10 protein-coding genes are annotated in these 14,135 nt (G+C 71.7%); 5 read left to right on the top strand and 5 right to left on the bottom strand.

Annotated elements, in window-relative coordinates; genetic code table 11:
* Window positions 1-138: 138 nt before the first annotated feature.
* Window positions 139-1,374 (bottom strand): sialidase family protein, encoded by a 1,236-nt coding sequence (locus tag ABEA87_RS22220; protein WP_345632430.1) that lies wholly within the window; start codon window positions 1,372-1,374, stop codon window positions 139-141.
* A 677-nt stretch (window positions 1,375-2,051) separates the two neighbouring features.
* Window positions 2,052-3,146 (bottom strand): 3-deoxy-7-phosphoheptulonate synthase, encoded by a 1,095-nt coding sequence (locus ABEA87_RS22215; RefSeq protein WP_345632428.1) that lies wholly within the window; start codon window positions 3,144-3,146, stop codon window positions 2,052-2,054.
* 511 nt (window positions 3,147-3,657) lie between these two features.
* On the opposite strand from ABEA87_RS22215, the gene ABEA87_RS22210 reads away from it, so the two are divergent.
* Window positions 3,658-4,623, top strand: a complete 966-nt coding sequence (locus ABEA87_RS22210) for a L,D-transpeptidase (protein ID WP_345632426.1) — start codon at window positions 3,658-3,660, stop codon at window positions 4,621-4,623.
* A gap of 195 nt (window positions 4,624-4,818) precedes the next feature.
* On the opposite strand, the gene ABEA87_RS22205 is transcribed toward ABEA87_RS22210, so the two are convergent.
* The gene (locus ABEA87_RS22205; protein ID WP_345632424.1) at window positions 4,819-6,570 is read right to left on the bottom strand and encodes an ABC transporter ATP-binding protein; all 1,752 of its coding nucleotides are present in this window, start codon (window positions 6,568-6,570) and stop codon (window positions 4,819-4,821) included.
* Window positions 6,571-6,728: 158 nt separating this feature from the next.
* Here ABEA87_RS22205 and ABEA87_RS22200 point away from each other — a divergent pair, with 158 nt between their 5' ends.
* A complete protein-coding gene (locus ABEA87_RS22200; RefSeq protein ID WP_345632422.1) occupies window positions 6,729-7,163 on the top strand; it encodes a MarR family winged helix-turn-helix transcriptional regulator in 435 nt (144 codons plus the stop codon).
* A 56-nt stretch (window positions 7,164-7,219) separates the two neighbouring features.
* Here ABEA87_RS22200 and ABEA87_RS22195 read toward each other — a convergent pair whose 3' ends face one another.
* Window positions 7,220-7,813, bottom strand: a complete 594-nt coding sequence (locus tag ABEA87_RS22195; RefSeq protein ID WP_345632420.1) for a DJ-1/PfpI family protein — start codon at window positions 7,811-7,813, stop codon at window positions 7,220-7,222.
* 267 nt (window positions 7,814-8,080) lie between these two features.
* Between ABEA87_RS22195 and ABEA87_RS22190 the strand changes: the two genes are divergently transcribed.
* Window positions 8,081-8,542 (top strand): DIP1984 family protein, encoded by a 462-nt coding sequence (locus tag ABEA87_RS22190; RefSeq protein ID WP_345632419.1) that lies wholly within the window; start codon window positions 8,081-8,083, stop codon window positions 8,540-8,542.
* 230 nt (window positions 8,543-8,772) lie between these two features.
* On the opposite strand, the gene ABEA87_RS22185 is transcribed toward ABEA87_RS22190, so the two are convergent.
* Window positions 8,773-10,275, bottom strand: a complete 1,503-nt coding sequence (locus tag ABEA87_RS22185) for an IMP dehydrogenase (protein ID WP_345632418.1) — start codon at window positions 10,273-10,275, stop codon at window positions 8,773-8,775.
* A gap of 413 nt (window positions 10,276-10,688) precedes the next feature.
* On the opposite strand from ABEA87_RS22185, the gene ABEA87_RS22180 reads away from it, so the two are divergent.
* Both ABEA87_RS22180 and ABEA87_RS22175 read left to right on the top strand, forming a co-directional pair.
* Window positions 10,689-12,941 carry an acyltransferase family protein gene (locus tag ABEA87_RS22180; RefSeq protein ID WP_345632551.1) on the top strand — a complete coding sequence of 751 codons (2,253 nt, stop codon included), beginning with the start codon at window positions 10,689-10,691 and terminating at the stop codon, window positions 12,939-12,941.
* 109 nt (window positions 12,942-13,050) lie between these two features.
* The gene (locus ABEA87_RS22175) at window positions 13,051-14,118 is read left to right on the top strand and encodes a protein kinase family protein (RefSeq protein WP_345632416.1); all 1,068 of its coding nucleotides are present in this window, start codon (window positions 13,051-13,053) and stop codon (window positions 14,116-14,118) included.
* The last annotated feature ends 17 nt before the right edge of the window (window positions 14,119-14,135 follow it).

Below are 14,135 nucleotides of genomic sequence, written 5' to 3'. Positions count from 1 at the left end.
CTTCAAATCGGTTGGACGCGTACGGGACTGGGCCGAGCGAACAGGCCCCAGGTGATTCAAGAAACGCCCGCCCAGCGATAGGCAACGGGCGACGGGCACCGGGCGACGGGTCACGCCGCCCGGCACACCACGAGCGGGTCAGCGTGTGCCGACGATGGCCTTCACCGGTACCCGGGTGAACGTGATGTTCGCGTTGGCGCTGGTCTCACCGGTCTCGTACAGGTCCCCGACCGTGTTGTTGTCCAACTGGACCAGGTCGGAGTACGCGGCCGGCAGGCCGGTCAGGTCGTACGGGGCCGACCAGGTCACCCCGGCGTTGGTGCTCGACCGGATCCCCATCACCGCACGCAGGGTCGGGTCGGCCGGACCCGAGTAGAGCAGCACCGAGTTCGGGCCGGTCACCTGCAGCACGCTGCCCTCGACCACCGGGGTGGTGATGGTGTCCTGCGGGTGCAGCGGGCTGACCAGAGTCGCGCCGCCGTCGGTCGAGTAGCCGTCCAGCCGGTTGCCCGCACCGGTACCGTTCTGGTCCCGGCTGTTGACGTACACCCGCCCGTCCGTCAACTGCGTCAGGGTGCTCTCGTTCGGGTTGCTGAACCCCTCCGTGGTGACGTCGGTGTACCCGATGTGCCACGTCACGCCGTGGTCGTCGCTGTACAGGTCGTTGCCGCCGAAGTATTTGTCCTCAGCGCCGGTGTCGGTCGAACCCGCCGGCTGGGCAACCGAGTTGTTGGCCGGCACGACCAACCGTCCCTTGTGCGGGCCCTGGGTCAGCACGGTGGCGTGCCCCGGGCCGGTGGCGTACCAGCGCCAGTTCGGCAGCTTCACCTCGGAGGTGATTTCCCGGCGGGCGGAGAAGGTCACGCCGTCGTCCGTGCTGGTCTGCACGAACACCCGCCGGGACTGGTCCGCGGTCACCTGACCGGCCTGGATCTGCGCGGCCGTCACGTTCCCCGCGTTGTAGCAGGTGACCAGCACGATGTTGCCGGTCGCCGGGTCCACCACCGGAGCGGGGTTACCGGCGGTGTCCGGGCCCGCATCCGCCACCACGGACAGCGGACCCCACGTGCAACCGCCGTCGGTGGACCGCTTCGAGACCACGTCGATGTTGCCGGAGTCGGCGGACGAACCGATCCGGCCCTCCGCGAACGCGACCAGGGTGCCCTTCTTGGTGCTCACCACGGCCGGAATCCGGAAGCTGAAGTAGCCCGCCGTACCCGAGACGAACGGCACCGACGAGGTGCACTTGGCGGCCTTCGCCGGCGCGGCCGTCGCCGGGCCATCGGGCGCGGCGAGCAGGCAGCCTCCCGCCAGGACCGCCGCGGCGGCGATGGCGCCACCCACGATCCGCGGTCTCGCCGAGGTCAATCGCATGAAGTCTCCTTCGGATCCATCGGACGCGCACGGAAGCGAGGCCGGACGATGGCCCCTCTGATCCAAGAAACCGGACATCCCACGTGGGACGTCCGATGTACGGTAGCCACCCCGCCGCCCCCTGGCAAGAGGTGATCACGCGGCTCGGCCCACGGACGCGCATTGGGTCCCGCCGCCGGAGCAACCTGGCGGCGCACGACCATCCCGACAGTCACGGTCATGCCGAGGACGAGAGGGCCGAAGACAAACAGGCCGAGGACGAAGAAGGCCGAGGCGAAGAGGGCCGAGGCGAAGAGGAAGGCAACGTATCCGAGGCGGCGCGATCCCGCGTGCTCCGAACGCCTCGGGGCCCGGGTCGACGAAGACCCCGTCCCCCGGCCTTGGCAATCTCTTGCTTCAGAAAAGTCAGACGGGATGCCCCGTTTGTGGTGAGCCGTTACCGGTGCCCCGTTGACGGTGCCCGTTGATGGTGGCCCATTGATGGTGCCCCGGAGACGCGGACGGGTACGGTCCCGTAGACCGTACCCGTCTCGTACGCCGCCAGTCGGCGCTCTCACGCCGTCAGGCGGCGGTGCCGCGCTATGCCGCCGTCAGGCGGCGGTGCCGTGCTATGCCGCCGTCAGGCGGCGGTGCCGTGCTATGCCGCCGTCAGGCGGCGGTGCCGTGCTATGCCGCCGTCAGGCGGCGGTGCGCACCGCCTCGCGCCGGCTGCGCACGGCGGCGGCCAACTCGCCCAGCAGCCGCTCGGTCTCCGGCCAGCCGATGCACGCGTCGGTCACGCTCTGCCCGTAGGTGAGCGTCTCCCGGGGACCCGGCTGCTGCCGGCCCTCCGCCAGGAAGCTCTCCATCATCAGCCCGGCGATCCCCGACTCGCCGCGCGCGACCTGCTCCGCGATCTCGCGCACCACCGCCGCCTGGCGGATGTGGTCCTTGCCGCTGTTGTCGTGGCTGGCGTCGATGACCAGGCGCCGCGGCATCTCCGCCTTGTCCAGCAGGCCGAGCGCGTCGCGCACGTCCTCGCTGCGGTAGTTCGGGCCGCCACGGCCGCCACGCAGCACGATGTGGCAGTCCGGGTTGCCGGCGGTCGACACGATCGAGCCCCGACCCTCGTCGTCGATGCCGAAGAACACGTGGCTGCCCGCCGCTGTGTAGCACCCGTCGATGGCGGGCTGCACGTCCCCGTCCGTGGCGTTCTTGAAGCCCACCGGCATGGACAGGCCCGAGGCCAGCTGCCGGTGCACCTGGCTCTCCGGCGTACGCGCGCCGATGGCACCCCAGGTCACCGTGTCCGCGATGTACTGCGGGCTGGTCGGCTCCAGGAACTCGCACGCCACCGGCAGCCCGGTGGCGAGCACGTCCAGCAGCACGGTACGGGCCATCCGCAGCCCGCGCTGCACGTCGTGGGTGCCGTCCATGTCCGGGTCGTTGATGAGCCCCTTCCAACCCAGCTTGGTACGCGGCTTCTCGAAGTACACCCGCATGACCACGCACAGGTCGTCGCGCAGCGGCGCGATCGCCTCGGACAGCCGCTGCGCGTACTCGTGCGCGGCGACCGGGTCATGCACCGAACACGGCCCGACAACCAGCAGCAGCCGGTCGTCCTCGCCGCTGAGCACACCGCGCACGGCCTGCCGGCTCTCCCGGACCAGCCGGGCACTCTCGACGTCCAGCGGCAGGGCGGCACGCAGCTCGCCGGGTGGGATCAGTGGTTGAAAGCCGGTGATGCGCAGGTCATTCGTTGACGCCGGATCGGGGGACTCGGCTGGGCTCATGATCTTCCCGTCTCTCTCGGGCGGACGCCCCTGCCCGCGCATCTTCGCGCTACCCGGAGTCGGCCCGCCGCATGACGAAGGGCAGAGACTCGAGCGTCTCTGCCCAGCTGGCTCCGGGTGGTTGGTCGGTCAGTGCGCCTGACTACCGGCTCCGCCCGGAGCCCAGGTAAAGCGCCAATAGCAACGAACCAACACGGACATGCCCGCACGCTAACACGGCCGAGCGATGGCCGACAATGTGGCGCCGCTCGCAGCACTACCACCGGCCGACAGCACCACCACCGGCCGACAGCACGACCATCAAACACGACCACCGGTCGGCGACGCGTCCCACCGCCAGGCAGAAACGCGAGCCGGTCGCGGAACAGCCTCTCGCGTTCGCTGAATATTCTCCGAACCGCAATCCGGTCACCGACAACGTCTCGCGGTGGGTCAGGTCTATCGTCGACCGAACCGCGCAAGCGACGGCAAGGCGACCCCCAGCGCCCATCCAGGTTGTACCGTTGCCCCCATGAGTCACGGCACTACCAGGCGTTCGTTCTTTCTTCTCGGTGGCGCCGCGCTTGCCTCGACCCTGGGGGCCTGCGCCGGCAGGACCGGCGGCAGCTCCGCGAGCAGTGTGTGGATGCCCCCGCCGGCCAGTTCGTCAGCACGTCCGGGGTCCCCCAGCCCGTCCTCGTCTCCGACTCCCAGCGGGGCACCGGTGCACGTGTCGCTGCTCAACAGCGACGGCGATGTGCGCGGGGTCGGCATGCCGCTCATCGCGTTCTTCAACGTCAAGCCCACCGACGTGAAGAAATTTAATGAGGTGACCAAGGTCACCGTCAACGGCGCGCCCGCCCAGGGCAACTGGTACTTCGAGGAGACCGCCCACGCGGGCGCCGCACTGGAGGCGCACTGGCGGCCGCAGACCTACTGGCCGGCTCATGCGCAGATCCACATGGACCTGCCGGTCAAGGGGCTGTCCGCCGGCGAGGGGCTGGTGTTCGACGACAGCCTGACACTCGACATGTCGACCGGCGTCGCCTATGTCGGAAACATCGACGCCAACGCCCTGACCATGACGGTCACGGCCGATGGCGCGCAATTCGGTACGTTCCCCGTCAGCCTGGGCGCAGCCAACACACCGACCTCCAGTGGCATCAAGGTCATCATGGAGAAGGGGCTCGACATCCCGATGAGCGGACCGGGATATTACGACCCGCATGTCCAGTACACCCAGCGGCTGACCTACGGCGGCGAGTACCTGCACTCGGCCCCGTGGAATGTGGGAAACATCGGCCACCGCAGCACCTCCAACGGCTGCACCAACCTGCTGCCCGACGACGCCAAGAAGCTCTACAACACCTTTCAGATCGGCGACGTCTTCAACTACCCGAACGCGAACGGACCGGCCATGACGATGGGCGCCGGCTACGGCGACTGGAACGTTCCGTGGACGCAGTGGCAGACCGGCGGCGCGCTGCCCATCGCCTGATTCAGGCCGCTCGACTCGTCGCCCCTGGGCGGCACGGCCGTCACCGGGCCGAGGCCGTTACCCCGCCAACAACAGCCGCGCGCCAACAACAGCCGCCCGCCAACAACAGCCGCCCGCCAACAACAGCCGCCCGCCAACAACAGCCGCCCGCCAACGACAGTCGCCGGCCAACGACAGTCGCGCGGTGCGAGGCCGTTACGCGGCGAGCGTCGCGTAACGGCCGTTGTCGTTGACGAGGCTGGTGTGCGTGCCGGTCTCGACCACGCGGCCGTGGTCGAGCACCGCGATCTGGTCGGCGTTGCGGACCGTGGACAGGCGGTGCGCGATGGTGATCGTGGTGCGCCCCTCGGCGAGCGCGTCGAAGGCCTCCTGCACGGCGCGTTCGGTCTTGGTGTCCAGCGCGCTCGTGGCCTCGTCCAGCACCAGGACGCGCGGGTTGCGCAGGAGGGTGCGGGCGATGGCGATGCGCTGCTTCTCCCCACCCGAGAACCGGTGGCCCCGAGAACCGACGACCGTGTCGTACCCGTCGGGAAGCCCGACGATCAGGTCATGGATCTGCGCCGCCCGGGCCGCGTCCTCGATCTCGGCGTCGGTCGCGGCCGGCCGCACGTACCGCAGGTTCTCCCGGACGGTCGTGTGCAGCAGGTACGTCTCCTGGCTGACCACGCCGACGATCGCGGCGAGGTCGGTCAGGCGCAGGTCACGCACGTCGATGCCGTCGATGGTCACCCGGCCGGCGTCCGGATCGTAGAACCGGGCGACGAGCGCGGCCAGCGTGCTCTTGCCCGAGCCGGTCTCGCCGACCAGTGCCAGCGTGGTCCCGGCGGGCACGTCGAGCGTGACGTCGGACAGCGCGTCCCGGTCGCTGCCGGCGTAGCGGAAGGTCACACCGTCGATGCGCAGGTGCCCGCTGACCGCCGCCGGGTCGACGTCGACCGGGTTGGCGGGGTCGTCCACCTCGATCGGCAGGTCGAGGTACTCGAAGATCCGCGCGAACAGGGCGAGCGAACTGGTCAGCGAGACGCCGACGGACAGCAGGCCCATCAGCGGCCGGAACAGCCCGGACTGCAGCGCGGTGAACGCGACCAGGGTGCCGATGGTCATCGTGCCGGCGGTGACCGGCAGCCCGGCGGCCAGGTAGATGACGGCGGGGATCGCCGCGAAGATGATGCTCATCGAGGCCATCCGCCAACGCCCGGCCAGCTCCGAGCGCAGCTCCAGGTCGATCAGCCGGGCGGAGGAGGCGGTGAACCGGGAGATGAGCGACGCGCCGGTGCCCATGGCCTTGCTGAGCTGGACGCCGCTGATCGACAGTCCCTCCTCGATGGTCACGTTGAGGTCGGCGAGCTCGCGCTGGCGGGCGGCGGTGATCTCCCGCCGCAGCCGCGCGACCTTGCGGCTCAGGTAGATCGACGGCGGCAGCACCACGAGCGAGACCAGGGACAGCCGCCAGGACAGCGCGACCATCGCCACGGCGGTGGCGACCGCGGTGGTCAGGTTGGCGGCGATCGACGTGGCCGTCGAGGTGACCACGGACTCCATGCCGCCGATGTCGTTGGTGATGCGGGACTGCACCTCGCCGGTGCGGGTGCGGGTGAAGAAGGCGATCGACTGCCGGTGCAGGTGACCGAAGACCGAGGTGCGCAGCACGTGCATGACCTGCTGGCCGACCCTGGTCGAGATCCAGGTCTGGATCACGCCGAGCGCGGAGGTCACGGCGGCCACGGCGACCATGCCGATGACCAACCAGACCAGCAGCCGGACGTCGCGGCCGGGCAGCGCGTGGTCGATCACGCCGCGGAGCAGGAACGGCGAGGCCATCGAGACGATGGACGACGCCACGATGATCAGGATGACCACCGCGAGCTGGCCGCGGTACGGGGCGAACAGGCGCCCGATGCGGCGCAGGGAGACCGACTTCGCCTCGGCCTTCTCGGCGGCGGTCACGGTGCGCGAGGAGCGGCCGCCGCGGCCGTGCGGGCGGGCGTCAGTTGCGTGCTGGCGAGCGTCAGATGCCAATTGGCCCTCTCATCAGGTAATCGACGACATTTACTGAGGTTACCTCACTATGAGGGTACAACATGGTTGAGTGCTACCGTATTTCCGTGAAATCGGCCGACGCGGACGAGAGCCTGCCCGAGGCGTTCTGGAACGTGGCCCGCGCGCTGCGCCACCAGGCCCGGCACACGTTGACGCCCTGGGACATCACGCCCTCCCAGTCGCGCGCCCTCGGGGTGCTCCTGCACCACGGTGCCATGCGCCTGTCCGACCTGGCCGAACACCTGCGCATCGCGCCCCGGTCGGCCACCGAGGTGGTCGACGATCTTCAAAGTCGCGGGCTGGCCGAGCGCCGGCCGGACGCGCACGACCGGCGCGCCACGCTGGTCGCGCTCACCGAGGCGGGTACGGCGACGGGCAACGCCATCCGGGAGGCCCGCCAGGCCGAGACCGAACGCGTCTTCGGCTGTCTGGACGAGCGGGACCAGGCCGCGCTCGCCCGCATCCTGCGCCAGCTGCGCTCCGTGATTCCGCCCCACTGACGGCACAGTCGCCCGGCGCCGGCGTGCTGGCTCACGAACCGCCGGGCGCCCGGCGCCTACCGGGGTTCGTACTGGATGCCCCGGCTCACCTGCCGCGCCCGCTCCGGCGTGGCCAGGCGGCCGACCAGGTGCACGGCCAGATCGATGCCGGCCGAGACGCCCGCCGAGGTGACCACGTCGCCGTCGTCGACGAACCGGTCGTCGGGCCGCACCTCGATGGTGGGGTCGAGCTGCGCGAGCCGGTCGAGCGAGCCCCAGTGCGTGGTGGCCGGGCGCCCGGCCAGCAGGCCGGCCGCCGCGAGGACCAGCGACCCGGTGCACACGCTGGTCATCAGCGGTACCGTGCGGCGCAGGCCGCGCAGCCAGTCGAGATGCCCGTCGTCGGCCAGCAGCGGCCGGGTGCCCTGGCCGCCCGGGTGCAGCAGGGCATCGAGCGGGGGCATGTCGGCCGTCGCGTGGTGCGGTACGACGGTGAGCCCCTTCGCACACGTCACCGGCGCGCCATCGGCCGAGAAGCAGAAGGTTTCCCAGCCGTCCTCGGGGAACTCCCGGGTCCAGTAGGACAACACCTCCCAGGGGCCGATCGCGTCCAGCTCCTCCACGCCGGGAAACAACATGATTCCCAGCCGCCGCACGGGCTGTCCGGTCATGCGCGTCCAATCGGGTACGGGGCGGTCGTCGGGCTCTCACGATAACCCGGCGGATCGTCGCCCGCGACGGCTCGGGCGACGGCTCGGGCGATAGCTCAGACGACGGCTCGGGCGATGGCTCGGGTGCGGGGCTCGGTGCGACGGCGGCCGGTCCGAAAGGCGGCCGGGGGCGCCGTCCCGATCCGTGGAATCGGGGCCGGATAACGGGTTACGCGGCCTATCGAGATCGATTATCGTCGGTGGCTCTGGGAACGAGAGGGGCCGGTCATGAAGCTCGCGGAAGCGCTCGCGGAGCGCGCCGACGCGATGCGCCGCGTGGAACAGCTGCGCTCCCGGATCGTGAGCAACGCGCGGTACCAGGAGGGTGAGGCGCCCGCCGAGGACGCCGCGCAGCTGCTCATCGAGGTCGGTCAGGTCCTCGACCGGCTGGAGGTGCTGATCGCCCGGATCAACCGCACCAACTCCACCGTCGCCCTCGGCACCATGACGCTCACCGAGGCGCTCGCCCGGCGGGACGTGCTGCGGTTGCGGCATTCGGTGCTGACCGCGGCGGCCGACTCGGCCGGGCGCGACCGCTCCAACGCGCGTCAGCTTCGTTCGGAGCTGAAGATGCTGTCCGCGCTGTCCGTGGCGCAGCTGCGCCGGCAGGCCGATGGCGTGGCGCGCGAGCTTCGCGACCTCGATGTGCAGATCCAGCGCGTCAACTGGGAGGCCGACCTGCGGGATTAGGAGTGGCCGAAGCGCGGGAGCGGGTAACCGTCACGGAGGCGTGCACAAGCCGTTGGGACCGGCGGCGAAACCGGTACCTCTGGGTGCGTGGAGGGCAGCGCGAGGGTTCGATTCCCTCAACCACACATCGCAGCCCCGTACCGCGCACGAGTTATGGGGCACGGCGCACCGCACACCACCACTGTGCAGATTCGTGACGGCGAGGGCGGGATCGGGGCTTTCCGACCGGGTCAGTGGCTGGCGTCGCTGACCCGGTCGCGCAGTTGGATCTCGGCCGTGTTCTGCAGGTAGCTCTGCTGCGACACGGGCACCAGCACGGCGTTCTCGTGGAAGGCACGCAGGTCGGTCGAGCCACAGCTGATCATCGTGGCCTTGAGCTTCGCGATCGTCAGCGCCACGTTGTCGTAGAGGCTGCCCGCGTAGGGCACGTAGCCGTCCACGCCCTCCTCGAAGGCCAACCGGTCGCCGCCGCCGTGCTCGTACCGGGTGACGTTGCGGGCCCGGTTGGAGCCCTCGCCCCAGTACTCCTTGAAGAACTGGCCGCCGACGCGCACCAGGGCGGACGGGCTCTCGTCGAACCGGGCGAAATACCGGCCCAGCATGACGAAGTCGGCACCCAGCGCGAACGCGATCGCCATGTGGTAGTCGCTGAGCAGCCCGCCGTCGCAGCACAGGGGCACGTAGACGCCGGTCTCGCGCAGGTACGCGTGGCGGGCGGCCACCACGTCGATGAGCGCGGACGCCTGGCCCCGGCCGATGCCCTTCTGGTCGCGGGTGATGCAGATCGAGCCGCCCCCGATGCCGACCTTCACGAAGTCGGCGCCGGCGTCCGCGAGGTACCGGAACGCCCGGCCGTCGACCACGTTGCCGGCACCGATCCGGACGCCGTCCCCGTACGTCTCGCGCACGTACCGCAGGGTGTCCCGCTGCCACACCGAGTACCCGTCGGAGGAGTCGATGCACAGCAGGTCGGCACCGGCCTCGACCAGTGCCGGGATGCGTTCCCGGTAGTCGTGGGTGTTGACTCCGGCCCCGACCCGGAACCGCTTCTCCTCGTCGATGGTCTCGTTGCGGAACCGCTTGTGCAGTTCGTAGTCGCGGCGCAGGACGATCGACTGCAGCCGCCCGTCCTCGCCCACCACCGGGAGCACGTCCAGCCGGTGGTCCCAGATGAGGGTGTTCGCCTCGGGCAGCGACACGGTCGGCGCGGCGGTGACCAGCCGCTGGGCCGGACGCATCCGTGAGCCCACCGAGTCGTTGAGGTCGTGCCGCTGCGGATGGAAGTCGTCGGTCGAGATGAGCCCGACGAACACCCCATGGGCGCTGCCGTCGTCGGTCACCACCGCCACGTCCCGCTCCGCCGTCTGCAGCAGGGCCGCCAGCTCGCCGAGCGTCGCGGAGGGCTTGATGTTCGTGTCGGAGAACCGGAAGCCGGCCTTGTGCCGCTTGACCGCGGCGACCATGCCCGCCTGCGCGTCGACCGGCTGGTTCTGGTGGATGAAGGTCAGGCCGCCGCACTGCGCCAGCGCGATCGCCAGCCGCGGCGACGAGACCGCACCCATGATCGCGCTGGTCAGCGGGGTGGCGACCCGGATCGCGGGCTCTTCGCCGGCGTGGTGGCGCACCAGCGGAGCGCCCAGATCGATGTTGTCCGGGGTGCAGTCGGCCGTGGTCAGGTTCGGAACCAGCAGGTACTCGTTGAGCGTGCGCGACACCTCGTCGAGAATCCGCACCGTGCCCTCCTCGTTGATCGGCTCCCCGTCTGATGTGGCGTTCGCTCCGGCTAACCGAACGTAAGCCGTCAAAATATCACTTCCCTCCCCCGTTGGTGCCGAACCCGGCTCGCCCGCCCACTGCACGTAATTCGCGCCCCGCGCGAGATTGCTCGACTCGCGCCCAGGGCGCCAAACGCTCGATCCGCGCACCCGGCGCACGACACTCGCGTCGCCCGCGGCACGGACGCTCGCGTCGCACGGCACGGACGCTCGCGTCGCGCGGCACGGACGCTCGAGTCGCGCGCGGCACGCACGCGCGGTAGCTTCGGCCACTGATCGAAGTAGCGTCCATCCGATCGCTGGAGTCCGCGACTGTGCCTCACAACCTCGCGCCCCGCTCCCGCCCGGTCGCCGGAGAGCCACGCCGCGTGATGGCCGACCGAGCCGCCGCCGTGCCCCGGCCCCGGCGGCCCGCCGACGGCCAGACCGTCCCGCCCCCGGTCGGCCAGCCCATCCGACCCGATGACGGTCAGACCACCACGCACACCACGGGCTTCCGGGCCGACATCGAGGGGCTGCGCGCCGTCGCGGTGCTTCTGGTCGTGCTGTACCACCTCACCGGGTACCCGTCCGGCGGGTTCATCGGCGTCGACGTCTTCTTCGTCATCTCCGGGTTCCTGATCACCGGGCTGCTGGTGCGGGAGACCGAGCAGCGGGGCCGCCTGTCCTTCCGGGGGTTCTACGCGCGGCGGGTGCGGCGCATCCTGCCGGGGGCGCTGGCCGTGCTGGCCGCCGTCACGGTGACCGCGCACGTGGTCTTCCGGGGTGCCCGGATCGCGCAGACGGTCGACGATGTCCGGTGGGCGCTCGCCTTCGCGGCCAACGTCCATTTCGCCCGCATCGGGGCCGACTACTTCCAGGCCGATCGCGCACCGTCGCCGGTGCAGCACTTCTGGTCGCTGGCCGTCGAGGAGCAGTTCTATCTCGTCTGGCCGGTGGTCATCCTCGTGGTGCTCTCGCTGGTGGCCCGGCGGTTGACCGCGCCCCGGGCGAGGGCCCTGCTGCTGGTGGTCGTCGCGCTCGCCGGCGCGGCGTCGTTCGCGTACTCCGTCGTGCACACCCGCGACGCCGCCACGGCCGCCTACTTCTCGTCGCCGGCACGGGCCTGGGAGCTGGGTGCCGGCGCCGCGCTGGCGGTCGCCATCGGGCCGGTGCGCCGCCTCGCCACCCGGCTGGGTCGCGCCCGCGGGCCGCTCTGGCTGCTCGGCCTGGCCGGGGTGGCGGCCAGCGGGTTCGTCACCCCGGCCGGCCCGGGGTTCCCGGCACCGTGGGCGGCGCTCGCGGTCGGGTCCGCCGCCGTGCTGCTGGCCGCCGGGGCGGCCGGCCCGCTCGGCCGATGGGGTGCGCCGCTGACCAATCCGGTCGCCCGGTACCTGGGCCGCGTCTCGTACTCGCTGTACCTGTGGCACTGGCCGGTGGTCGTGGTCACCGCGGTGCTCATCCCGGACGCCCCGGAGTACCGGTACCCGATAGCGGTGCTGGCGATGCTGGGGCTGTCCGTCGCGTCGTACCACCTGGTGGAGGCTCCCTGCCGCCGGTTGGGCTCCCGACGCGCCCGCCATCCGGGCGGCTGGCGGTTCCGGCTCGCCGGGGTACGCCGGCCGGCCATCGCCGCCGCGGCGTGCCTGTGCTGCGTGGCGGTGCTCGGCGCGCTGGTACCGCCGCGCACCACGCCGGGCCTGCCGGCCACCCGGGCCTCACGCCTGCTTCCCCTGCCGGCTGAGGATCTCGCGCCGGCACCGGCGTCGCTCACCTCGGCGATCGACGCGTCCCTGTCCGCTACCGGCTTCCCGGCGGTGACCCCGGGGCTGGACCAGCAGGGCACCGCCCGCGTCCACTGGGGCGGCTGCTCGGTGCCCGGCCCGAGCGAGGTGGCGGGGTGCACGTTCGGCAGCACCGCCGACGACGCCCCGGTCGCCGTGGTGATGGGCGACTCGATGGCGATGAGCTGGCTGCCCGGCATCGAAGCGGCGCTGAACGGCGGCCGTTCCGGGTCATCGGGGGCCAGCCGCGCCGAGCCGCACCGGTCGGACTGGCGGGTCGTCGGCCTCACGCTGGAGAGCTGCCCCGCCGCCGACGTGTCTGTGTACGACACCAATGGCCGGCACGACGACGACTGCGACGCCCACCACGCCTGGGCCGTCGCCGAGGCGGCCGCGCTGCACCCGCGGCTCGTCGTGCTGTCCGAGACCGAGGACACGCTCGGCCGGCTCGCCAGCGGCGCCACCGGCACCGACGCCACCACGCAGTACGAGGTGGCCCTGCGCGACACCATCGCGCGGTTGGGCCCCGGTGCCGGCCGCCACGTCGTCACGCTGGCACCGCCGCCGAAGGCCGGTGCGCTGACCGACTGCGACAACGCCGGCGGCATCCCCGCCGACTGCGTGCGGCCGATCAGCAACGAGTGGGTCACCCTCGCCTCGGCCGAGCGATCCGTCGCCCGGTCCACCGGCACGTCCTATGTGGACACTCGGACATGGTTCTGCGACGGCGCCGGACTCTGCCCGTCGTTCGTCGGTACGACCGCGGTGCGGTGGGACACCGAGCACCTGACCGACGTGTACGCGCGTTCGCTGGCCGCCCCGCTGCGCGGCGTCCTGCTCACCGGCGGGCCAGCGCAGTAACATCGTCGACGGCGACGCGGAGGCGAATGTGGATGTGACGTGACGTCCGGGGCCGGGCTGGTCCCGTTGCCGCTGTCGGGTCGACGCTCGCGAGTGGGGAGGCGGACCAGTGGTCGCCGTCGCGCGCGGGCTCGGGTGGTGGCGCCGGCAACCGCCGATCCGGCCGGAGCTCGCGGCCCGGCTGGGCAGTCCCAGGCCGATCCGTGGGCTGGCCAGCAGCCCGCGCTCACGGGTCTGGCTGGTCGAGTTCGACGGTGACCCGGCCATCGTCAAGCAGATCGTCGGCGGGCCCGACGCCGGACACCGGTTCGCGCGGGAGGCCGCCGCCCTGCGGCTGGCCGCCCGGGCCCGCCCCGCCGTGGTACCGGCGCTGCTGGCCACCGTGCCCACCGACCGGGTACTGGTCCTGGAGTATCTGGCCGCTGCCACTCCCCCCGACGACTGGCTGCTCGGCTACGCCGAGACCCTGGCCCGGCTGCACGCCACCACCACCGTCGCGGACGCCGGCACGCTGCCGGCCTGGCGCGGCCCGGACGATGCCGACGTCCGGGCCTTCCTCAGCCTGGCCGAGCGACTGCCGGTGCGGATCCCGCCCGGTGCCCCGGCCGAGCTGCGGGACCTGGTCCGGCGGCTCGACCCGGCCGGGCATGGCGCGCTGCTGCACGGCGACCCCTGCCCCGACAACGACCTGCACACCGCGCGGGGGATGCGCTTCGTCGACCTCGAACAGGCCAGCCTCGGCAACGGCCTGACCGAGCTGGCGTACCTGCGCATCGGCTTCCCCACCTGCTGGTGCGCCACGGCCACGCCGCCGCCGCTGCGGGAGGAGGCCGAGTCCGCCTACCGCCGCACCTGGCGGTCGCTCACCGGGTCCGATCCGGCGGGCGAGCCGGTGGACGCCTGCGCCGGCTGGCTCATCCGGGGCGACGCCCTCGTCGAACGTGCCCGCCGTGAGGCGGTCGACCACCTCGCCCGGGTGGATCGCAAGGACTGGCGCTGGGGCACCGCCACCGCGCGGCAACGGCTGCTGCACCGGCTCGACACGGTGGCCGCGATGGCCCGCGACCACACCCGGCTGTCCGGCGTCGCCCGCCTCACCGCGGCCATGGCGGACCAGCTTCGGCTGCGCTGGCCAACCCTGCGTCCGCTGCCCGAGCGCCGCCCGATCCGCGGCTGAACAGGGCGGGCGACCGC

The organism is Rugosimonospora acidiphila, assembly GCF_039543385.1.
GTDB lineage: Bacteria > Actinomycetota > Actinomycetes > Mycobacteriales > Micromonosporaceae > Rugosimonospora > Rugosimonospora acidiphila.
The sequence above is the reverse complement of the archived record's forward strand: the minus strand, read 5'-3'. Positions and strand labels throughout refer to the sequence as shown.